The organism is Streptococcus sp. 27098_8_91, from assembly GCF_041432385.1.
GTDB lineage: Bacteria > Bacillota > Bacilli > Lactobacillales > Streptococcaceae > Streptococcus.
The window spans coordinates 22,000-40,046 of record NZ_JAPVZN010000008.1 but is presented as its reverse complement, the minus strand read 5'-3'; the positions used below and the strand labels follow the sequence as shown (position 1 = coordinate 40,046).

Here is an 18,047-nt window from a genome sequence, read left to right as displayed (position 1 = left end):
AGAAAAAATGACAGAACCAACTTTAACAAGCCAATTGCTTGGCTTGGCGGCTATCTTTATCGGGATCTTTATCCTGATGCTACTGACTGCTAAAAATGAAAAATCGGATGAACAAAATGTAGTAGTCATCATTGAAAAAAAAGAAGATTTCGGAGAAGTTGCCCGAAGAAACTTGAAAAATAGCGACAGGAGATTCACCTATGACACTCAGCCGCCTGTAGGACTCGCTTCATCAATTGAGGACGTACCACAAGTTTTTAGAGCATGCATCGAAGATTATGACAGACTGGCTCGTGATTATCATGAAGAAGCAAGTAACAATGATTTTCTAAGAAAGCAAAATGCGAATCTCTTAGAAGAAAATGGTCGTTTGCTTTATCAGGAAATGACTTTGGATTTTCGGAGAAATAATCGGAAATGGGGAGCTAGGGCATAAAAATCACCAAAAATAAAAAGGAGGGTAGCAATGTCTGAAATCAAATGGATTAAGATTACGACGGACATTTTTGATGATGAAAAAATACGTCTTATCGATGCACTACCAGATCATGATGCAATTTTGGTTATATGGTTTAAAATCCTAGCTCTCGCTGGCAAACATAATCGCAACGGGCTTTTGATGATGTCGGATAAAGTTCATTACACTGATGAAATGCTCGCTACTATTTTCCAAAGACCTCTAAATAGTGTAAGAATGGCCTTGGGAGTCTTTGAACAATTTGGGATGATTGAGATTATTGACGGTGTAATTACTTTGCCAAATTGGGAAAAACATCAAAATATTGATGGCATGGAAAGAATCAAGGAACAAACACGGAATCGTGTAGCAAGACACCGTGAGAAACAGAAAAGTCTTGCTCTTGGTAACGTTACATGTAACGTTACAGTAACGGACGGTAACGCACTAGAAGAAGAAGGAGATAAGACTAAGATTAAGAATAGATTAGATAAAGATAAGAATATAACTACTACTAGTAGTAATGAAAATATCCTTGAATTATTCCAATCTGAGTTTCGTAGATTACTATCAGGTTTTGAGATTGAGGAAATCAATCATCTGTTAAAGGAAAATGATGATGAGCTAGTTAAAGAAGCATTGAAAACAGCTATTAATTTAGGTAAGCCTAACATCAAATATATTGGTGGCATTCTAAGAAATTGGCAGCTGAACCAGGTTACGACAGTTGAACAAGTTCGACAATCGGAAAAGCAACACAAGGAGAAAAAATCAGGACAGGAGGTAAAAGACGAATGGGGATTTTAGAAGCTATCAAGCAATTTGAAGATGAATTTTATCCGATAAGCGAAGAAAAGAAGTCACTGCTTGTAAAACAACCTCTTTCTACCGTTACTGCTTGCTTGTCAGATATGGCTAGCTGGAAAGCTTGTGGGGGTAAGGTATCATGGTAACTGATGCACTCGAGGAGATGGCCTTATCTTACCATAGAAATACTGAACAACAGGCTGAAATTTGCGAAAAGCATGGGATTCCCTTGATCAAAATCCTCCGGACAAATGATGTCCTTTGTCGCTTATGTGAATCGGAACGGATCCATGCAGAGAATCAAATAAAGGTCAATGAGTTGGCTGATGCTGAACATGAACGAGAGCGGAGGTTTTATCTTGAGAAATTCTCTCTCTATGATGATGTGCTGAAAAATGCTACTCTTGACAACTTCGACACACCTACTGAAAAAGAAGCGGAAAAGCTAGCTTTTGCAAAGAGGATTTGCCGAGAGTGGTCTGAGGGGGCTAGAAATAATGTTGTTTTTCAAGGAGAAGCTGGAACGGGTAAAAGCCATCTTGCCTTTGCGATGATGAAAAAGTTATCCGATGCAACAAAGGAAATTGCTATTTTTATCAATGTCACTGACTTGCTGATGAAAATCAAGGCGGACTTTAGTCAAGAAGAGTTCCTGGTCAATAAAATTGCTAGTGCAAAGTTTTTGGTCTTGGATGATCTCGGCATGGAGAAGGACAGTGAGTGGTCTTTCAGTATTCTGTACAACATTCTTAATAAAAGAGCCAATACTGTTATCACGACTAATTTGACTGCACAAGAAATTCAGAAACGATATGGTCGGCCGTTTATGAGTCGATTGATGAAGGGTGTAGACAATAATCATCTGATGGTATTTAATGACTTGAAAAATAAAAGGAAAGAGTACTTTTAGAAAGGTGGTGCATCTTGTTATTGAATCTATATTTCGTCTACAACAGGCACTGCAAGTTTTTTCTTGGAAGTTTTAACAATGTGGATGAACTTATCGAACGGATGAAAGACCATCAATGGTCTTTCTCAGGTATTACCAGACCAAAATTCAAGAAACACATCGGAAAAGACAATGTGAGGTTTGATTATGGTGCGGTAGATTGCTACTACTTAGCGACAAAATCAACGTGCCGCGAACCACGTTAAAAGCGAGCTAGAAATGTGTCAGTAAAGGTCATGTGACCTCGGACGAGCGGCTGCCCGTATTTAGCCAAACTCACAAAGGCAGTCGCATTTTTTGGAAAATGATATGAATGACATTAAAGAAAAAGCTCTGGCTAAGTTGCTGGATGAATTAAATCAACCACATGATACCGCCCTTGACCGTGTTCATAACTGGATATGCGATCAGGAGGATGAGGAATTATTTAAAGGAATCTTAAAAGAGCGATACTCTCTGAAGTGTGCTTTAAGCCATGCTAAAGAAAAAGCTCGTAAATTTGCTGAAAACGGAGTCGCTTGCATCGATGATGCTACTGTCTTCAGATGGGTTAGAGAGTACTTTATCTCAAATTCACAAGTATCTAACATCAAGCAGGTGCCTGTTGAGCCCGTCAAGAAGAAAAAGGAAGACAAATCTCAGGCTTCTCCTGAAGAAAAGGTTGATGTCGCCAAAATTAGGAAAGGCGCTGGTCCAGATGATGATATCATCATGAAACCTAAAATTAAAAAAGAGAAAGGAGTAGTCGAAAAGCAAATGAGCATTTTCGATTTCTTGGATGAATGAAACATGAACAATGCAAGCGAGAAGCCGATAGACGATTGAAACCACCTGCAAACTTCTGGAGCTGGTGCTATTCGCAAATTACAACGTACAAATGGACCAATAAGGACAAGACTATAATCGCTTCAGATTTAAACCTTGGCCATTGTATCGAGAAACGACTGACAAAGTCGTCACGGCTCACTTTTTATGACAAGGCTTATTTTTTCTCTATCATTCTCAGCACTTCGAAACGTATCGAGATTCAATCTTATGTATTTTGGTCGAAGTTGGTTGAAGGGAAACAGTTTATCGATTGGCAACTTACTAATCTAGAGCGATTCGAAAATGACAAACACACAAAGATTGGCCAAGGTTACAACGGACAATTTTATCCGTGTCTATTCGCTAATTCATTTAGTAGCGGTTTTTACACAGGAAATATTTTTTATCCAAACAATTGGGAAAAGAGACTTCAAAAAGTATCCGAACTCAAGTATTTGAAGTTTAGGAATATCCGATACTGGGAAATTGAACGGTTTTACAAATATAAGTTTGAAATTGAATTTGCTCAGAAAATTCATGCTTATAAACTGGCCAATGAAATTATGTACCCAGGTTATACTGGATTCACCAAAAATGTAGATATGCGAACCTTAAACCGCAGATGGCTTCAGAAGAATAAACAATTTTTCAAGAATTCAGATCGTAGTTTTAATGAATTTGAGTTGAGCCGTCGATTAAAAGAACGGAACGGCCAGCTGATACCTGGCATTGAGTCTTATCTGACTTACCACGATATCAAGCATATACCGAAAGGTATCGGGATCAATAAGTTTCAGAATTGGGTTATCAAGAATCATATTGACTTCAATGAATATCTTGACTATCTCAAGATGCTACGAGAAATGGGCATTGAGCCTGAAGGTGATGCTATGCTTGTGCCAAAGGATTTCACGTCCATGCATAATCACACGGTTGGATTATACAATCAATTCGTCGAAGAAAAACAAAAACTGGAAGATAAGAAGAAACGCAAGCAACTTGAAGCTGAGTTTAAACTTAGAGAAGGAATGGATAAGACAATCAATGGATACGCATTCCATGTCCCTAGAAAAGTGGCTGAGCTGATCTATGAGGGCAAGAAGCTACATCACTGCGTAAGCTCATACACAGACAAGCATTTTAAAGGTAATACCTTAATAGTGTTTGTCCGCCTGTCAAATCAACCTAAAAAACCTCTTTACACACTCGAAGTAAGGCAGGGGAAGATAGCCCAATTTCGTGGCAAGTATAACCAAGATGTGCCAGCTGAAGTCTGGGACATAGCCAATGAATGGATGAAGCAAACGAAATTAGTACCAAAGTCATCATAAAGGAAAAAGGAGTAGGAAGATGATGGAAGATTTAAAGAAAAAAGTTAATGGAGTATACGGCTGGTCGGTAGAAGATGGGAAACCTAAACCTCCCAAGCAAGATTTACCACAAGCGGTAAGAGACAGAGCAGACTATTTCTGGGAAATGACAGAAGATGGCATGACGTTTATGGGAGCGATGGAATGTATCTTTTCTGATGAAAAACCTAAAGACTATGATTTGGGAGCTACTAAGAGGTGGTTGCCAAAATCTAAGGAGTTTGATGATTGGGTTGGCTATTCGCCAGGAATGTCTCAGGTAGTTATTGCAGTTTATTTGATTTATGGAGGAAACCAAAATGAATAAGCAGGAATTGATTAATGTCCCACGGATTTTGTTCCCTATCGGAACAGAGATTTTAATAAAAGGGAAGATAGTTGGTTTAAAGGTGCTTGCTGACAGGTTTGTTGAGAATATTGTTAAACTCGATTACGGCGAACAAATTATTGCTCCAAACGATGCGATTTATGTCAAGGACGAACCGCAACCAGTCAAAGTTCCGCAGTTTGTGGCGGAAATTATCGAGTATTACAAGGGAAAGAACGCTACGTTATATGATGCGCTTAGAGAAAAAAACTTCAACAAACAATACAATGAGTGGTTGATGAATGAACAGGATGCTTACAACAAAGTTGCTCGAGCATGGCTTGATGGCTACGAGGTCGAGGAAGAAAAGCGGTATCTTGTGAAGATAAAAGCAGTAGATCAGTATCTTGTGAGAGTGAAAGACGAGGATTTCTTGGGATTTTTACAAAGTAGATTAAGGTCTAACTTCACCCGCAAAGAACTCGAAGAAGCTGGGTTCGGCTGGGTATTTGATTGTGAGGGGATTGAGATTAAGGAGGTGTAGTGATGGAACGACCTGAACGATACCCATCTAAACACTTCATTCCTGAACTGATTGAAGATGAAGATATTATCTTTAATAAAGACAGTGAATATCACAAGCAGAAGAAAAAAGAAAAGAAGAATCCTATTTTTAAAAGAAATAAGCCCAAAAATAGATGGGCGCTTTAAGGAGGCGACAGAATGAAACGTTTTATCGCAATCTGGATTCTGCTGTCTGCTGGATTGAACATCTGGCAGATGGATAAAATCCGGAATTTAGAAGAGAAGAAGCCGATGGTTATCTACAAGGCTGATAATCAAGGCGCTGAGATATTCGGAAAGGTCCTTGAAAAAGGACGACATGGCAAGTTGTATACAGTGACTATCAGGGATTATGGCATTTTCGTAGTTACGAAAGAGCAGTATGAGAAAGTAAGAGTAGGGGATGTGGTTAAATTATGAACACACTAGAAAATGTCAAGCAATGGTTTATTGACCGTGACTTAGAAAACGGTGGACGGTTAGACAAGCAGTCACTTAAACTAAGCGAAGAGTTTGGAGAACTATGCGCTGGGTATCTCAAGAAGAATGAGAAAGTAACCAAAGACAGCATCGGTGATTGTGCAGTCGTGGTTGTCGGGCTGGCCTTGTTGATTAAAGAAGATTTGCATGATATCTTCAAAGAATCAGACAAAATCAGAAAGAAGGATGTGCTTGCCTGCTTTAACTTGCTAAATGCGAACATCAGTGAATTTCAGTTATCGCAGAATTTAGCAAGTAAAGAAATGTGCAGACATAATCTAGTACGCTCAATTGGTTATCTAAAATCAATCAGCAATGCACTTGGATATGATTTTGATGAATGTTTTGAACTGGCTTACAACGAAATCAAAAACCGTAAAGGTCGCTGGATTGATGGTTCGTTCGTGAAAGAGGAGGACTTGGGATGATACCGAAGTACAGAGTGTGGATGAAGTCGTTGAAATGGATGTGCGATGTAACTAATATTTCATTCGACAGCAAGTTCGTAGATATATGTCAGAAGGGAGATACTGAAAGATATACAGAAATGTCAGTTGAGTTTGATGAAATCGAGCTCATGCAATCGACAGGACTCTTTGATAAAAATAACAAAGAGATTTTCGAGGGTGATATCCTTGGTACAAAAGATGGATTGTTGAATGGTGTAGTTGAGTACAGATCTGATTTAGGAATGTGGACGAATAGTTTGATTAGATACAATAATTTCGAACGATTATGTACTGTGGCTAATTCAAGAGAAATCATCGGCAACATCTATGAAAACCCAGAACTTTTGGAGGAAAACAATGAACCCAGAACAAATTGACAACGTGAACAAACCAAGCCATTACCAAGGTCGGTACGGTATGGAATCCATCGATGCTTTAAGAAATTTCATGACACCTGAACAACTGAAAGGTTTCTACTTAGGGAATAGCTTGAAGTATTTACTACGTCATCAAAAGAAGAACGGTCTTGAAGATTTGAAGAAAGCACGCAAAAATCTGGATTGGTTGATCGAGGAGATAGAACATGAGAATTAAGACATCAAACGGATCTATCATCAATGTTGACAAGATAAAGCGTAGCATCACTATTGATGGTGTTGAATATGGTTCAGATTGTCGTGCACTGGTTTCTAAGCATAGAAATGGGACAGGGACGATTACATTAGTATTTGAAGGAAAAATGATTTAAAAAAGGAGTAAAAACAATGTTTACACAATACGATCACGAAACAGGGGAAACTAAACTTACGAAACTTGCAAAAGGTGGTATCGTCACGGTTGTTGCTATTGCTTCGTTAGGAATTTTTAGGGGACTTGCTGTGAAGCGCATCCCAGCTAATACGGTTGGAGTAAAGGTCAGTGCAATTGGAGGTGTTCAAGAAAATACCCTACAAACAGGCTATCATCTTAAAATTCCTTTCATTGATACCGTCTATACTCTTTCGACTTCAGTTCAGACGAAGACGATGGAAAAAATCACAACTCAGACCAAAGATGGTCAATGGTTGAACACTAACATCGATGTGAAATATCGCGTTAATAAAGAAAAGGCTATGACGATATTTTCAAACTATACGAAGTTGGAGAATGTTAATGAGAGTGTCATTGCGCCAGCAGTACAGAGAGCTATCGAGTCGGTTACTGGGAATTATGACATCTACGACATTCTTGGGAATAAGCGCACAGAAGTCTATGAAGAGATTGACAAGGCGCTAAAAGAGAAATTTGAATCTTATGATCTTGAATTTGTTTCATTCACAATAACTGACCAAGATGCAGGAGATGAGATTGAAGCAGCAATCAAATCTGAATCTGTCAAACAGAAGGAAATCGACACAGCTAAACAGGAACAGGAGAAAGCTAAGGTCGAAGCTGACATCAAGAAAGTTCAAGCTCAAGCCGAAGCGGATGCTGGTATCATCAAAGCAGAAGGTGAAGCCAAAGCTAACAAAGCTAAGTCGGACTCAATCACAGACAACCTTATCCGTATGAAAGAAGCAGAAGCCAGAGAGAAGCATGGTTGGGTCACTGTTAATGGAGCCGGTGGCGTGATTACAAATCATGAGTAAAAATTATCAATCGGGTAATAATTAAAATAGGTCGGAGGTAAGGTTTGGCAATAGACATCAAAAAAAGATTGAAGGCTCTGCCTTATATTGATATCAAAGTGAAGTCAAAGCACCAGGAAATAATCAGTTTGAAATCAGGTATTTTACGAGGGCAACAGTTCGACAGCATGCCAAAGTCAAAAAACAACAAGAATCAAACTGAAGAATTGAATGTGTTGATCATTGACAAGTCAGATCAGCTGTATGAAGAAATCAAACAAATGTACCACGAACGTGATGAACTCGTTCAAGCTATTGAGTCACTCGATGATCCAGTGGAAAACATCGTGATGCGATTACTGTATATCGATGGCCTTTCTTGGAAAGAGGTCCAAATCAAATTAAATTGTAGCCCTGCAACCATCCAGCGAGCAAAACATAAAGCGTTACTAAAATTATCTAAAATGTATGATAAGAATGATAGCAAATGATAATTTTAATGTGGTAAATTAGTATCATGAAGAATAGCAGAGAGGAAACCTCTGCTTTTTTTGTGCATTAAAAAAGGAGGTGAGGATATGTGGTAGTTGTTGAACCAATCAGAAATAGAGATGATGTTCAGCTTATGATTGAATGGCTGACGTTGCATAGTGCAGTCAAAGAGTCAGATAGACAACGTAACCTCATGCTCTTCCTTTCTGGTGTTAATTTGGGATTTCGTATTGGTGATATCGTCAAACTAAAAGTAAAGCACGTTAAAGGTTGGCACGTCCAGATCGTCGATGAAAAGACAGACAAGCCAACCAAACGAAAGATGCCAAAGAAATTCAAGAATGCCATGAGGCAGTATATCAAAGACAAGAAAGATGAAGACTTCCTCTTTCCTAGTCGAAACGGAAAGCATCAGCACATAAAACCTAACACAGCTTACAAGATTATTAAAAGAGCTGCTGAAGAGGTTGGTCTGGAAAATATAGCGACTCACTCGATGAGAAAGACTTTTGGCTTATTCATGTACGAACAAACCAAGGATGTCGCTCTGATAATGGACCTACTGAACCATTCAAGCCAAAGCATTTCACTACGATATATTGGCAAAAACCAAGATTCACAAGACCGAGCCATGACAAAGTTTCAGGGCTTTTAATTTTTTTATTTTAATATCAATTCATTGTTTTGAGGTTATGATGATTTCATTTTATGTATGCAGGATAAACGCTTGATAAGTCTGAGTTAAAACTCATATAGCGAATTCATTAGAATATGTAAAACAAGGAATTGAGAGAGTGAAAACAAAGGAGATTGCACAGTTATGAAAGGTATTATTAAAAGACTTTTTAATAAAAGAACCACTAAACAAAAACCATTAGGAAAAATTGTAGTTGGAGTCGAAATTGAAAATTGCTCAGAATTAAAAGAGTTAATTCAAGAATGTTGTGAAGCAATCGAACACTTGAACAATTGTATTGAGAAGCTAAATACATTCGAGCTCAAAGTATCAACATCAATAATCAAATGATTGAAGTTTCAACTCGAGAAGAACGCAACCAATTTTACAATTCCAGTGAATGGAGAGCGCTGCGTAAGTTAGTACTTGAACGTGATCACAATGAATGTGTTTGGTGCAAAGACGAAGGCAAAGTCACTAGAAAGAACCTAGAGGTTGACCACATCAAGGAACTAGAGTTCTATCCAGAGTTTGCGCTTGATATCGATAATCTACGAACACTGTGCAAAGCATGTCATAATAAGAGGCATGATCGTTTTGATAAGAATGACAGAAATTTCCGAAAAGATGAATGGTGGGGTTAGGTGAACGAACCTTAAATACCCCCCGGTCAAAAAAATCGGAAATTTTCAAAGACGTCGGTAAGCGGTCTGCACTCGACTGTCCAAATTTTTAACAAAAAACTAAAGGGGGTGGGGGGTAATGGAAGAATACTCAGAAAAAAATATAAAAGAATTAGAAAATCAGCTACTTTCTAAAATCGGCTATTTTAGTCCTAGAAAAAAGGATGCGATCCAGTACGAAAAAGTGAATCGTTATCTTTATCTTGTCAGATTGTTTTATAATATGACAGCTCGCCTGAATGAAGAGGATCTAATTGACATTGTTCGCAACGGTCAGCAAATGTTCACAAAATCGCATCCTCTCGTCGGGGAAATCAACAAAATAAACAGCGAGCTTTTGAAAATTGAGCGGTCGTTTGATTTTGAGGTGGAAAATTCTCCTGTTGAGAAACCTACGTCTGGAAGTGATCTGTTATGATTTCTCATCCGTTGGTTGATGACTACATCAAAATGGCCGAGAGTGGAGAAATTGTCGTCAACAAGGAAAGAAAGTTGCTGTTTAAAATTATCAAGGAGAAAATCTATCCTCGTGATGATTTATATTTTGATAATGACTTAATTGACAAGTTCATTCGTTTTGCGGAAAAGAACTTTTTCCCTCTAGCGAAATACCAGCTTTTCTTGACCCCGTTCATTTTTCTTTTTAGGAAAGAGGACGGGGAGCCACACTTCGACGAGTATCTATACACACTCGCTCGTGGGGGTGGTAAGAATGGTTTTATGTCTGCCAGGTCCTCGTTCTTTATCAGTCCTATCTACCCTATCAGAGATTATGACGTGACCATCACTGCCAACTCTGAGAAACAGGGCAAGGTTTCGTTTGAGGAGGTCTATGAGACTATCCAAAGGCGAGGTCTTGAGGACCATTTCTATCTAACTAAAATGTCTATTACAGGTCGAGCGAACAACTCGGTCTTTTCTTTTCGGACGAATAATCCGAAAACGATGGACTCGGCTCGTGATGGTTGTCTTGAATTTGATGAGATTCACCAGTTTGAAGATGATAAGGCCGTGAAGGTTCAACGGTCTGGTCTTGGTAAGATTGCTCATGCTCGGACTTTCTACAACGGGACGAATGGATATGTGCGTGAGGGGTTCTATGACAAGCTGATAGAGAAATCTATGCAAATCTTGAATGGAGAGGTTGATGATTTCAGGCTATTCCCTTTCATCTGCAAGCTAGACAGTGCGGATGAGGTGGACGACATGAAGAACTGGTCAAAAGCAAATCCGATGTTGGATGAAAGCACGCCTTACGCTAAAAGGTTGCTTGCAAGAACTAAGGCTGACTATGATGACCTTGAGCTGGAGCCGTCTGGCCGTCAGGAGTTTATGACTAAGCGGATGAATCTTCCTGAAGCGGACCTTGAGAAAGATGTCACCTCTCGAGAAAAGCTAGTTGCTTGTTTGCGTTCTCCTGGTATCAACTTGAAAGGTCGGTCATGTGTTGCTGGGTTTGACTATGCGAGCATCCGAGACTTTGCGAGTGTTGGTTTGCTCTTTAAGAATGGCGATGAGTTCATCTGGAAGCAACATTCATTTGCACGGAAATCATTTTTGAAAGTTTTCAAGCTAAAAGCGCCTATTGACGAATGGGCAGAAAAAGGCTTGTTTACAATCGTTGATGGTCCGAGTATTGATCCTCGGCTTTTGATTGCTAAGCTGGAAGAATGGAGAAATATTTATCAGATTGAGCTTGTATGTGCTGATGGTTTCAGAATGGACTTGTTGAAGCCATTGCTAGAAGAGGCTGGGTTTGAATATGAGTTCTTGAGAAATCCTGGGGCGATTCAATCCAAGGTTGCGCCAATCATCGAAGATGGATTTGCAAATGAGCGTTTTGTCTTTGAGGGGGACAACTCTATGATTTGGTATACAGATAATACCTACGTCAAAGAGGACAAAGATGGCAATAAGCGTTTCTTGAAGAAAGAACCTGTTAGAAGAAAGACGGATGGGTTCCATGCTTTGATAGCTGCTCTCTACAAGCGGGAGCTGGTTCAAGAGTCGAATGTTGGGGAGTTCCTTGACATGCTCGATAGCTGGGATTTTTAATTTAAGCATAAATTTTGGGTGGGTGGTCGGCAGAAATTAAAAGAAAGGAGGAAGTGCATTGGGGTTACTGAATTTATTTAAGCGTGAAGTGCCAGAGGTTGGTTTTGAGTTCGAGGATCTTGAGCGGATGTTTGGGAATCTGCAACTTAAAAGCTTAGCGATTGATAAGTCAGCTGAGTTCATCGCTCGGATTTTTGCTAAGTCAGTATTTAAGTATCAAGAAAATGGTAAGGCTAAGTCTTCTGATTGGGACTACTTGCTGAATGTAAGACCAAACAAGAATGAATCTGCGTCAGACTTTTGGCAAAAGGTCGTCTATCGGTTGATTACTAAGAATGAGGTCCTAATCTTTCTTACAACTGATGACCAGTTGCTTGTTGCTGACTCTTACACACGGACTAAATATGCTGTTTATGATGATGTGTTTGAGTTTGTAACTTGTAGAGGATATACCTTTGAGAAGCGTTTTCGGATGAGTGAAGTCATTTTCTTACAGTACAACAATAACCGACTGCAAGATTATATTTCTGACTTATTTGCTGATTACGAGAAGTTGCACACTCGTTTGGTCGAGGCCTTGGCTAGGAATAATCAAATCAGAGGAACTCTGAAAACCAAAAATAATGGGAGTTTTGATCAGCAGATGCGTGATAAACTCCAATCATATGCTGATGGTCTTTTTAAATCATTCAGCACCAAGACGATTGCCATTGTTCCAGCTCAAGATGGAATGGAATATTCCGAGCATACGAATACAACAGGGACTTCAAATATTTCTGTTGATGAGTTAAAGAAACTTCGTCGGCAATTTGATGATGAGGTCGCGGACGTCTTAGGGATTCCAACAGCTTTAAGTCATGGCGATATGGCCAATCTTGAAAATAGCCAAAAAATGTTTAATAGTTATTGCTACCAATCACTCGTTAAGAAAATGAGTGATGGACTTAATTTCGCTTTAGTATCAAGACGGAAATACGAGCGCAATAATCTATTTGTAATCATTGGCGAAGGTCAGAGAGATAAGTTTGCACTTGCTGAAAACATTGATAAGCTTATTTCTTCTGGAGCGATGACTCGAAACGAGGTGCGCTCTGAACTTGGCTTAGAATCTGTCCCTGGTGGCGATAAATTCCTCATCACCAAAAACTATCAACTTGGTGAACAATTAGAGAAAGGAGGTGAGAAAGAAGATGAAGGTAATTCCGATTAAGGGTACGATTGTATCAAACAATGACAGATGGCTTTACGATTGGCTTGAGTGGGATGCAACAGCTCCGAAAGATGTCGTACTTCCTGAAAGTGGCGAACCGATTGAGGTTCATATCAATTCGGGTGGTGGAGATGTTTATGCTGGTAGTGAAATCTATACTGCTCTACGCTCGTATCCTGGCTACGTGACCGTGAAGATTGTCGGTATTGCAGCAAGCGCAGCAAGCGTGATTGCAATGGCAGGAGATACGGTTGAAATCAGTCCGACCGCCCAAATCATGATCCACAATGTTTCAACGCAAGTAAATGGAGACCATAACACCCTGCTTCATGAAGCTGGGGTACTAGAAGGGTTTAACAAATCTATTGCTAGTGCCTATGTTCATAAGACTGGTAAGGCTCTTGATGACTTGCTTGGATTGATGAATAAGACTACTTGGTTTGATGCTGAATCAGCTTTGAATCATGGATTTGTAGACAAGATCATGTTTACAAATGAAGTTGCTCCGACTCTGGTAGCGAGTGAAACTCCTATGATCCCAAGTGATTTTATTGATAAGATGAAGTCAGCAATGACTCCAGACATTGATAAACTCGCAGAACTGGTAGCTGAAAAGCTAGAAGCTAAACTACAAGATATACAAATCGACAAAGAGGCTTTTGAAAATAGCGAATTTCTACAGAAGAAATTCAATTTTCCAGAAAGTCCAGAAAATAACACAGACAAGGCTGTTCCTAAAGGGTTCGGTCTTTTTATGTTTTAAGAAAGGAAAAAACAGAATGACAATGCAATTATCTAACCAATTTGAAAAACAACGTCAGGCATTTTTGGATGCCGTTGCAAATGGTGCACCTCAAGAAGAACAAGCGAAGCTATACAATGACATGATCGAGTCCATGACAAATGAAATGATGGCTCAAGCTCGTGATGCTGCCCGTGAAGAAGTTTCAACCTTAAATCCATACGATGCTAAGCTGACCGCTGAAGCTCGTGAGTTTTTCAATAACATTGAAAAAGCCGCACCTAAGGGAGTTGAAAAACTCTTCCCACAAGAAACAATCGACCGTATCTTTGAAGATATGGTTATGGCACGTCCACTCCTTCAGCATATCGGCCTTAAAAATGCTGGTATCCGTTTGAAATTCCTTAAATCAGAGCAAACTGGTCAAGCTGTTTGGGGCAAAATCAATTCAGAAATCGAAGGACAACTTAAACAAGAATTCAACGATGAAGAAGCAATTCAACACAAGTTGACTGCTTTCGTTGTGATTCCAAAAGATGCCGAAAAATTTGGTCCAGCTTGGTTGCAAAAATTTGTTTCTGCACAAATTACAGAAGCCTTTGCCGCTGCCCTTGAAGCTGCTTTCTTGAACGGCGATGGAGACAACAAACCTATCGGTCTTTCTCGTACTCTCTCAGGGACTGTTGAAAGCAATAAGACAACTTATGCTGAAAAAACAGCTCAAACTGCTAAGTTGACTTTTGCTGACTCAGCAACCGTAGTCAAAGAATTGACAAATGTTTACAAACATCACTCTGTAAAAGCGGACGGAACAACTCCAGTTGCAGTAGAAGGCAACCTTGTGATGGTTGTTAACCCAGCTGATGCTTGGGATGTAAAGAAACAATACACTTCGTTGAATGCTCAAGGAGTTTATATCACTGCGATGCCATTTAACCTTATCTTGGTTGAATCCGTGGCGCAGACTGCTGGTAAAGTCACTACATTTGTCAAAGGTCGTTATGATGCCTTTGTCGGTGGCGGTATTTCATTCGGTCGCTACACAGAAACCTATGCTTTGGAAGATTTGAACCTCTATACTGCTAAGCAATTTGCTTATGGTAAGGCTCACGATGAAAAGACTGCAGCAGTCTGGACTCTACAACTTCCTCAAGCCTAATCTAGGAGTTGAACCATGACTCCAGAAGAACAACTTCATCCACTCCTTAAATCTTTCAAGGAGCGGATGAGGATTTTTCATACTGGAGAGGATCACAACCTCTCTAAAATGTTGGAAAGTTCTGAGTCAGCCATCCTCAGTCTGGTCGGTAGTAAGGACTCTGCTGATCCACGAGTGAGAGAGCTTATTTTAGAACGTGCTCGATATGTCTACAATGACCAAGTTGAATTTTTCTACGGGAACTTTCAAGGGGATTTGATGTCATTATCACTAGAAAATTACAAACTGGAGGAAAAACATGATTAAGGTTTTAAAAGAATTTTATGATCTCAAAGAAGGGGTATTTCGTTCTGTTGGCCAAGAATTTGAAGCGACAAAAGAGCGCTTTGATGAAATCAATGAAGCATTGCCTGACTTTGTTGAATGGTCAGAAAAACAAGCAGAAGTAACAACGCCTGATGTCTCACTATACTAATCGTCCTAGCTATCGCTACAGAAAGCCAGAGGCTCAAAATGGAGACCTTAGAACCCCCTTGACTTTCTATACTTCTAAAGTCGAGGAGGGGGTTGATGGTCGTGATGTGAGCTACAAGAAGGCTTTTTCTACGATGGGGCAAGTTTACTCCCCTAGTTTCAAAGATATTGAGATTGCGACTGGAAAAGCTATGAAAGCTAAGATTACTTTGAAAATTCGTGACCCTCTGACAGATTATCAGCCTGAAAGTCGGCATTTTGTCGAAGTTGGGGATATCCGTCTAGTTGGTAAGAAATGGCAGGTTATTGATGTGCGTCCTGATTTTGATAATCGGGATTTTTTGATAGTTATTATCGGAGGTGGTCGTGATGTCTAGTGGAGCAAATCTAAAAGGATTTGATGATGTTTTGAGGAATGTCGAGGCTCGCCTAGGGGAGCCAGTGGTCCGTAGAAAGGTCAATAGAGTTTTGAAGGAAACGGTTGAGGAGTTTGAGCCTACTTTCAAACGGGCTATGGCGGTGTACGCTGACACTGGTAAGACGGCCGGAGCCGTCGTCCATGGAAATGTGACTGGTACAGCTAGTGGGGTTCCAATGGTTAAATTAGGTTTTAAAAGTCCTCGTTGGACTCTTATTCACTTGAATGAATTTGGATACGCAAAGAAAGGACATCCTCGTGGCTTCGGTATTATGCGTCGCTTTTTTGAAGGTAGCAAACCAGTCTTCAAATCCAAAGTAGGCATGAAGTTAAAACAGGAGTTTTTGTAATGATTAAGGACAAATTAACTGAACTCTACAACGCTTTGAAAGAGGATGAGTCTTTATCTGGTATTAGTATCAAGTCATTTGAACGTCCTGATACCTTGGGGGATGACGAGACGAGTATTGTCATTATCCCTGTCGGACCTCCAATGCAGACAGCTCACGGTAGCAATACTAGTCTGGCTAAGACTTTTCTCTATCAAATCAATGTAGAGTCAAAGAATCGTGTGGAGTGTAAAGAACTCCAAGGCAAAATTGAAAAAATAATGGAACATCAGGGATTTTATCAGACTGAAGGTGGTTTGGATCAATGGATCCCTGATATCAAACGCTATGTAGACGCTCGGACCTACAAAGGTCGGAGTGGTCTGTATGATAAGTACTAGAAAGAAGGTAAAGAAATGACAGTAAAAGGAACTGCACTTATTGGCCTTAAATCGGTCACAATTCGTGTGCATGATGGAAAGACTCCAACAGCTGGAGAGAATCTCTTCACGCTAGAGGGTAAAGATAATGAAGGGGCTACACAGACTGCTAAAGTAACTGGATTATCTAGCGATCCCGTAAAGACTTACGGTAGTAATGTTGCTTATCACGTTTCCAATCGAGGGGTAGGCGATGTTAAGGTAGAGATGGGCTTACTTGATGTTCCATTAGCTTTATATACTAATGCTTTGGGGTATGGCAATGATAATGGTATCTATTACTTCGGTGCAGACACCGTTGCCAAGAATGTTTCAATTCTCATTGAAAGTAATACTGCTGATGGGGAACCAGTTTACTATGGTTTTTACAAAGGGCAGCTTTCTATGGATGCTATTGATTTTGAAACGATCAAGGATAAGGCTAATGAGTTAGCTACCACTAATGTGAATTTTGCTGCGACAGCTAGTTCAGATGCTGCAACTAATGGTCGATATGGTGCAATTGTGTATGGATCGGATGCTGAAAAATTGAAGAAATTGAAGGGTCAACTAAAGATGACCGCAGCAGGGTAGGAAGAGGGCGTAAGCTCTCTTTTTATCTGTTTTTCTAGGAAGGAAAAGTATATGGCTAAGGTACAATTTACAATCAAGAACGAGAAAGGTGAGGATGTTCTCAAGACTAGTAAGGAAATCACGACTATGGACTATCGTGACTATCTGGTTATGAATGAGGCTATGTCTAAAGACATGTCTGACGTGGAAAAGTTGGATAGGCAGTTGGACTTTATCGCCGGTCTCTTTGAAGATGTGACGGCGGAGCAGTTGCTGAAATATACAGACTTTGCTCGTATCATCGAAATTTTTGCGGACGTCTACGCTCATCTGGTTGGTGACGTAGACCCAAAGGGGACAAATTAGAGTCTAGTGAGGCTCTGCGGCGGTTCTATGGTTTTATCAAGCATGTCACAGAGGGACCTTATGGAATGAGTATTCGTGATGTGATGGATACGAGTTGGGAGGATCTGATGGGGGTTTTGGGAACTATGGAAACGATGGAAACAAGTGAGAGAGAAGAAGTTATAGACCTAGCTGATTTGTTGGGAACTATATAGCTTTTAACTTGCAAATGTAGCTACACAGGAGTATAATAATGTTGAAAAGATGGTGGCTACATGGATAAGCAATTTGTTATACGAGCTAGAGTTGATGAGAAAATTTTAAATAAACTAAATTTTATATCAACCAAGCTACAACAAGGACGATCAGAAACGATCCGTCAAGGGATAGAGAAGCTCTATAGAGAGCTGGGAGGACAAGATGAGTAGAAAAGGATTGATTTGGGCACGTATTTGGTTAGGTGTTGCTATTTCTTCTTTGGCTTTCTATATCTATACGATTATTTATATCTTTAATCATGATATGGATGAAATCTTTGCGCCTTTCATCATGTTGTTAATTTATGCACCGTTGATCCCTATGTTTTTGATAGCAGTTGGTGGAATGTCTTTATTAGCTTGTGTAGAATTTGCTTATCGTAATTTGCAACGATATAAATAAATGAAAAGAGTCCGT

Annotated in this window: 35 protein-coding genes; 34 read left to right on the top strand and 1 reads right to left on the bottom strand. The window is 39.7% G+C overall.

What is annotated here, in order from left to right:
- Positions 1–7 precede the first annotated feature (7 nt).
- From O3611_RS07945 to O3611_RS07875, 15 genes are all read left to right on the top strand, one after another.
- The gene (locus O3611_RS07945; RefSeq protein ID WP_371608291.1) at positions 8–436 is read left to right on the top strand and encodes a hypothetical protein; all 429 of its coding nucleotides are present in this window, start codon (positions 8–10) and stop codon (positions 434–436) included.
- Between the two features lie 30 nt (positions 437–466).
- Positions 467–1,264 (top strand): phage replisome organizer N-terminal domain-containing protein, encoded by a 798-nt coding sequence (locus O3611_RS07940; protein WP_371608290.1) that lies wholly within the window; start codon positions 467–469, stop codon positions 1,262–1,264.
- The gene (locus tag O3611_RS07935) at positions 1,252–1,410 is read left to right on the top strand and encodes a hypothetical protein (RefSeq protein ID WP_371608289.1); all 159 of its coding nucleotides are present in this window, start codon (positions 1,252–1,254) and stop codon (positions 1,408–1,410) included. The genes O3611_RS07940 and O3611_RS07935 overlap by 13 nt, the downstream gene beginning before the upstream one ends.
- Positions 1,404–2,174, top strand: coding sequence for an ATP-binding protein (locus O3611_RS07930; protein ID WP_371608288.1), 771 nt, complete (start codon positions 1,404–1,406; stop codon positions 2,172–2,174). The genes O3611_RS07935 and O3611_RS07930 overlap by 7 nt, the downstream gene beginning before the upstream one ends.
- A gap of 14 nt (positions 2,175–2,188) precedes the next feature.
- Complete coding sequence (locus O3611_RS07925; protein ID WP_371608287.1) at positions 2,189–2,419, top strand: hypothetical protein; 231 nt, start codon at positions 2,189–2,191, stop codon at positions 2,417–2,419.
- 103 nt (positions 2,420–2,522) lie between these two features.
- Positions 2,523–2,999, top strand: a complete 477-nt coding sequence (locus O3611_RS07920) for a Cas9 inhibitor AcrIIA9 family protein (protein WP_371608286.1) — start codon at positions 2,523–2,525, stop codon at positions 2,997–2,999.
- Positions 2,996–4,351, top strand: a complete 1,356-nt coding sequence (locus O3611_RS07915) for a PcfJ domain-containing protein (protein ID WP_371608285.1) — start codon at positions 2,996–2,998, stop codon at positions 4,349–4,351. Before O3611_RS07920 ends, O3611_RS07915 begins: the two co-directional genes overlap by 4 nt.
- Positions 4,352–4,370: 19 nt before the next feature.
- Positions 4,371–4,697, top strand: a complete 327-nt coding sequence (locus tag O3611_RS07910) for a hypothetical protein (protein ID WP_371608284.1) — start codon at positions 4,371–4,373, stop codon at positions 4,695–4,697.
- On the top strand, positions 4,690–5,241 hold the full coding sequence (locus O3611_RS07905; RefSeq protein WP_371608283.1) for a DUF1642 domain-containing protein: 552 nt from the start codon (positions 4,690–4,692) through the stop codon (positions 5,239–5,241). The genes O3611_RS07910 and O3611_RS07905 overlap by 8 nt, the downstream gene beginning before the upstream one ends.
- Positions 5,242–5,243: 2 nt before the next feature.
- Positions 5,244–5,408: a hypothetical protein gene (locus O3611_RS07900; protein WP_371608282.1), complete on the top strand. Its 165-nt coding sequence runs from the start codon at positions 5,244–5,246 to the stop codon at positions 5,406–5,408.
- Positions 5,409–5,420: 12 nt separating this feature from the next.
- Positions 5,421–5,681 carry a DUF1372 family protein gene (locus O3611_RS07895; protein WP_371608281.1) on the top strand — a complete coding sequence of 87 codons (261 nt, stop codon included), beginning with the start codon at positions 5,421–5,423 and terminating at the stop codon, positions 5,679–5,681.
- Complete coding sequence (locus O3611_RS07890; RefSeq protein WP_371608280.1) at positions 5,678–6,169, top strand: MazG-like family protein; 492 nt, start codon at positions 5,678–5,680, stop codon at positions 6,167–6,169. Before O3611_RS07895 ends, O3611_RS07890 begins: the two co-directional genes overlap by 4 nt.
- Positions 6,170–6,189: 20 nt before the next feature.
- Positions 6,190–6,567, top strand: a complete 378-nt coding sequence (locus O3611_RS07885) for a YopX family protein (RefSeq protein ID WP_371608279.1) — start codon at positions 6,190–6,192, stop codon at positions 6,565–6,567.
- A complete protein-coding gene (locus tag O3611_RS07880) occupies positions 6,548–6,784 on the top strand; it encodes a DUF3310 domain-containing protein (RefSeq protein WP_371608278.1) in 237 nt (78 codons plus the stop codon). Before O3611_RS07885 ends, O3611_RS07880 begins: the two co-directional genes overlap by 20 nt.
- Positions 6,774–6,938, top strand: a complete 165-nt coding sequence (locus O3611_RS07875; protein ID WP_371608277.1) for a hypothetical protein — start codon at positions 6,774–6,776, stop codon at positions 6,936–6,938. Before O3611_RS07880 ends, O3611_RS07875 begins: the two co-directional genes overlap by 11 nt.
- Here O3611_RS07875 and O3611_RS07870 read toward each other — a convergent pair.
- Entirely contained in the window at positions 6,907–6,975 is a 69-nt protein-coding gene (locus O3611_RS07870) for a hypothetical protein (RefSeq protein ID WP_371608320.1), read from the bottom strand. The genes O3611_RS07875 and O3611_RS07870 overlap by 32 nt on opposite strands.
- Here O3611_RS07870 and O3611_RS07865 point away from each other — a divergent pair.
- The 19 genes from O3611_RS07865 to O3611_RS07775 all read left to right on the top strand — a co-directional run bounded on the left by O3611_RS07865 (position 6,955) and on the right by O3611_RS07775 (position 18,032).
- Positions 6,955–7,818 (top strand): SPFH domain-containing protein, encoded by an 864-nt coding sequence (locus tag O3611_RS07865; RefSeq protein ID WP_371608276.1) that lies wholly within the window; start codon positions 6,955–6,957, stop codon positions 7,816–7,818. The genes O3611_RS07870 and O3611_RS07865 overlap by 21 nt on opposite strands.
- A gap of 44 nt (positions 7,819–7,862) precedes the next feature.
- The gene (locus O3611_RS07860; RefSeq protein ID WP_371608275.1) at positions 7,863–8,288 is read left to right on the top strand and encodes a DUF1492 domain-containing protein; all 426 of its coding nucleotides are present in this window, start codon (positions 7,863–7,865) and stop codon (positions 8,286–8,288) included.
- A gap of 89 nt (positions 8,289–8,377) precedes the next feature.
- Positions 8,378–8,944, top strand: coding sequence for a tyrosine-type recombinase/integrase (locus O3611_RS07855; RefSeq protein WP_000261915.1), 567 nt, complete (start codon positions 8,378–8,380; stop codon positions 8,942–8,944).
- Between the two features lie 165 nt (positions 8,945–9,109).
- Positions 9,110–9,316, top strand: coding sequence for a hypothetical protein (locus O3611_RS07850; protein ID WP_371608274.1), 207 nt, complete (start codon positions 9,110–9,112; stop codon positions 9,314–9,316).
- Positions 9,313–9,609 carry an HNH endonuclease gene (locus O3611_RS07845; RefSeq protein ID WP_261049445.1) on the top strand — a complete coding sequence of 99 codons (297 nt, stop codon included), beginning with the start codon at positions 9,313–9,315 and terminating at the stop codon, positions 9,607–9,609. The genes O3611_RS07850 and O3611_RS07845 overlap by 4 nt, the downstream gene beginning before the upstream one ends.
- A 118-nt stretch (positions 9,610–9,727) precedes the next feature.
- On the top strand, positions 9,728–10,066 hold the full coding sequence (locus tag O3611_RS07840; RefSeq protein ID WP_315639937.1) for a hypothetical protein: 339 nt from the start codon (positions 9,728–9,730) through the stop codon (positions 10,064–10,066).
- Positions 10,063–11,703 carry a terminase TerL endonuclease subunit gene (locus O3611_RS07835; protein WP_371608273.1) on the top strand — a complete coding sequence of 547 codons (1,641 nt, stop codon included), beginning with the start codon at positions 10,063–10,065 and terminating at the stop codon, positions 11,701–11,703. Before O3611_RS07840 ends, O3611_RS07835 begins: the two co-directional genes overlap by 4 nt.
- Positions 11,704–11,761: 58 nt before the next feature.
- Positions 11,762–12,913 (top strand): phage portal protein, encoded by a 1,152-nt coding sequence (locus O3611_RS07830; protein ID WP_371608272.1) that lies wholly within the window; start codon positions 11,762–11,764, stop codon positions 12,911–12,913.
- Positions 12,894–13,676, top strand: a complete 783-nt coding sequence (locus O3611_RS07825; protein ID WP_371608271.1) for a head maturation protease, ClpP-related — start codon at positions 12,894–12,896, stop codon at positions 13,674–13,676. Before O3611_RS07830 ends, O3611_RS07825 begins: the two co-directional genes overlap by 20 nt.
- A 16-nt stretch (positions 13,677–13,692) precedes the next feature.
- Entirely contained in the window at positions 13,693–14,814 is a 1,122-nt protein-coding gene (locus O3611_RS07820) for a phage major capsid protein (protein WP_371608270.1), read from the top strand.
- Between the two features lie 15 nt (positions 14,815–14,829).
- Positions 14,830–15,120 (top strand): phage gp6-like head-tail connector protein, encoded by a 291-nt coding sequence (locus tag O3611_RS07815; RefSeq protein ID WP_371608269.1) that lies wholly within the window; start codon positions 14,830–14,832, stop codon positions 15,118–15,120.
- A complete protein-coding gene (locus O3611_RS07810; protein ID WP_371608268.1) occupies positions 15,113–15,289 on the top strand; it encodes a hypothetical protein in 177 nt (58 codons plus the stop codon). Before O3611_RS07815 ends, O3611_RS07810 begins: the two co-directional genes overlap by 8 nt.
- Entirely contained in the window at positions 15,273–15,665 is a 393-nt protein-coding gene (locus tag O3611_RS07805) for a phage head-tail adapter protein (protein WP_371608267.1), read from the top strand. The genes O3611_RS07810 and O3611_RS07805 overlap by 17 nt, the downstream gene beginning before the upstream one ends.
- Positions 15,658–16,056 (top strand): hypothetical protein, encoded by a 399-nt coding sequence (locus O3611_RS07800; RefSeq protein ID WP_371608266.1) that lies wholly within the window; start codon positions 15,658–15,660, stop codon positions 16,054–16,056. The genes O3611_RS07805 and O3611_RS07800 overlap by 8 nt, the downstream gene beginning before the upstream one ends.
- The gene (locus O3611_RS07795; RefSeq protein ID WP_371608265.1) at positions 16,056–16,436 is read left to right on the top strand and encodes a hypothetical protein; all 381 of its coding nucleotides are present in this window, start codon (positions 16,056–16,058) and stop codon (positions 16,434–16,436) included. The genes O3611_RS07800 and O3611_RS07795 overlap by 1 nt, the downstream gene beginning before the upstream one ends.
- A gap of 15 nt (positions 16,437–16,451) precedes the next feature.
- A complete protein-coding gene (locus O3611_RS07790; protein WP_371608264.1) occupies positions 16,452–17,048 on the top strand; it encodes a major tail protein in 597 nt (198 codons plus the stop codon).
- A 51-nt stretch (positions 17,049–17,099) separates the two neighbouring features.
- Entirely contained in the window at positions 17,100–17,393 is a 294-nt protein-coding gene (gene gpG, locus O3611_RS07785) for a phage tail assembly chaperone G (RefSeq protein WP_261049524.1), read from the top strand.
- A gap of 254 nt (positions 17,394–17,647) precedes the next feature.
- A complete protein-coding gene (locus O3611_RS07780; protein ID WP_371608263.1) occupies positions 17,648–17,800 on the top strand; it encodes a hypothetical protein in 153 nt (50 codons plus the stop codon).
- Complete coding sequence (locus tag O3611_RS07775; RefSeq protein ID WP_371608262.1) at positions 17,793–18,032, top strand: hypothetical protein; 240 nt, start codon at positions 17,793–17,795, stop codon at positions 18,030–18,032. Before O3611_RS07780 ends, O3611_RS07775 begins: the two co-directional genes overlap by 8 nt.
- Positions 18,033–18,047 lie beyond the last annotated feature (15 nt).

Bases quoted from the DNA above. Each gene is read 5' to 3' on its own strand.
- O3611_RS07895 (WP_371608281.1), top strand. From the start codon at position 5,421: ATGAAACGTTTTATCGCAATCTGGATTCTGCTGTCTGCTGGATTGAAC.
- O3611_RS07815 (WP_371608269.1), top strand. From the start codon at position 14,830: ATGACTCCAGAAGAACAACTTCATCCACTCCTTAAATCTTTCAAGGAG.
- O3611_RS07940 (WP_371608290.1), top strand. From the start codon at position 467: ATGTCTGAAATCAAATGGATTAAGATTACGACGGACATTTTTGATGAT.
- O3611_RS07880 (WP_371608278.1), top strand. From the start codon at position 6,548: ATGAACCCAGAACAAATTGACAACGTGAACAAACCAAGCCATTACCAA.
- O3611_RS07910 (WP_371608284.1), top strand. From the start codon at position 4,371: ATGATGGAAGATTTAAAGAAAAAAGTTAATGGAGTATACGGCTGGTCG.
- O3611_RS07835 (WP_371608273.1), top strand. From the start codon at position 10,063: ATGATTTCTCATCCGTTGGTTGATGACTACATCAAAATGGCCGAGAGT.
- O3611_RS07840 (WP_315639937.1), top strand. From the start codon at position 9,728: ATGGAAGAATACTCAGAAAAAAATATAAAAGAATTAGAAAATCAGCTA.
- gpG (WP_261049524.1), top strand. From the start codon at position 17,100: ATGGCTAAGGTACAATTTACAATCAAGAACGAGAAAGGTGAGGATGTT.
- O3611_RS07790 (WP_371608264.1), top strand. From the start codon at position 16,452: ATGACAGTAAAAGGAACTGCACTTATTGGCCTTAAATCGGTCACAATT.
- O3611_RS07780 (WP_371608263.1), top strand. From the start codon at position 17,648: ATGGATAAGCAATTTGTTATACGAGCTAGAGTTGATGAGAAAATTTTA.
- O3611_RS07810 (WP_371608268.1), top strand. From the start codon at position 15,113: ATGATTAAGGTTTTAAAAGAATTTTATGATCTCAAAGAAGGGGTATTT.
- O3611_RS07775 (WP_371608262.1), top strand. From the start codon at position 17,793: ATGAGTAGAAAAGGATTGATTTGGGCACGTATTTGGTTAGGTGTTGCT.
- O3611_RS07930 (WP_371608288.1), top strand. From the start codon at position 1,404: ATGGTAACTGATGCACTCGAGGAGATGGCCTTATCTTACCATAGAAAT.
- O3611_RS07935 (WP_371608289.1), top strand. From the start codon at position 1,252: ATGGGGATTTTAGAAGCTATCAAGCAATTTGAAGATGAATTTTATCCG.
- O3611_RS07875 (WP_371608277.1), top strand. From the start codon at position 6,774: ATGAGAATTAAGACATCAAACGGATCTATCATCAATGTTGACAAGATA.
- O3611_RS07915 (WP_371608285.1), top strand. From the start codon at position 2,996: ATGAAACATGAACAATGCAAGCGAGAAGCCGATAGACGATTGAAACCA.
- O3611_RS07945 (WP_371608291.1), top strand. From the start codon at position 8: ATGACAGAACCAACTTTAACAAGCCAATTGCTTGGCTTGGCGGCTATC.
- O3611_RS07920 (WP_371608286.1), top strand. From the start codon at position 2,523: ATGAATGACATTAAAGAAAAAGCTCTGGCTAAGTTGCTGGATGAATTA.
- O3611_RS07865 (WP_371608276.1), top strand. From the start codon at position 6,955: ATGTTTACACAATACGATCACGAAACAGGGGAAACTAAACTTACGAAA.
- O3611_RS07845 (WP_261049445.1), top strand. From the start codon at position 9,313: ATGATTGAAGTTTCAACTCGAGAAGAACGCAACCAATTTTACAATTCC.
- O3611_RS07905 (WP_371608283.1), top strand. From the start codon at position 4,690: ATGAATAAGCAGGAATTGATTAATGTCCCACGGATTTTGTTCCCTATC.
- O3611_RS07890 (WP_371608280.1), top strand. From the start codon at position 5,678: ATGAACACACTAGAAAATGTCAAGCAATGGTTTATTGACCGTGACTTA.
- O3611_RS07900 (WP_371608282.1), top strand. From the start codon at position 5,244: ATGGAACGACCTGAACGATACCCATCTAAACACTTCATTCCTGAACTG.
- O3611_RS07800 (WP_371608266.1), top strand. From the start codon at position 15,658: ATGTCTAGTGGAGCAAATCTAAAAGGATTTGATGATGTTTTGAGGAAT.
- O3611_RS07850 (WP_371608274.1), top strand. From the start codon at position 9,110: ATGAAAGGTATTATTAAAAGACTTTTTAATAAAAGAACCACTAAACAA.
- O3611_RS07805 (WP_371608267.1), top strand. From the start codon at position 15,273: ATGTCTCACTATACTAATCGTCCTAGCTATCGCTACAGAAAGCCAGAG.
- O3611_RS07825 (WP_371608271.1), top strand. From the start codon at position 12,894: ATGAAGGTAATTCCGATTAAGGGTACGATTGTATCAAACAATGACAGA.
- O3611_RS07885 (WP_371608279.1), top strand. From the start codon at position 6,190: ATGAAGTCGTTGAAATGGATGTGCGATGTAACTAATATTTCATTCGAC.
- O3611_RS07820 (WP_371608270.1), top strand. From the start codon at position 13,693: ATGACAATGCAATTATCTAACCAATTTGAAAAACAACGTCAGGCATTT.
- O3611_RS07795 (WP_371608265.1), top strand. From the start codon at position 16,056: ATGATTAAGGACAAATTAACTGAACTCTACAACGCTTTGAAAGAGGAT.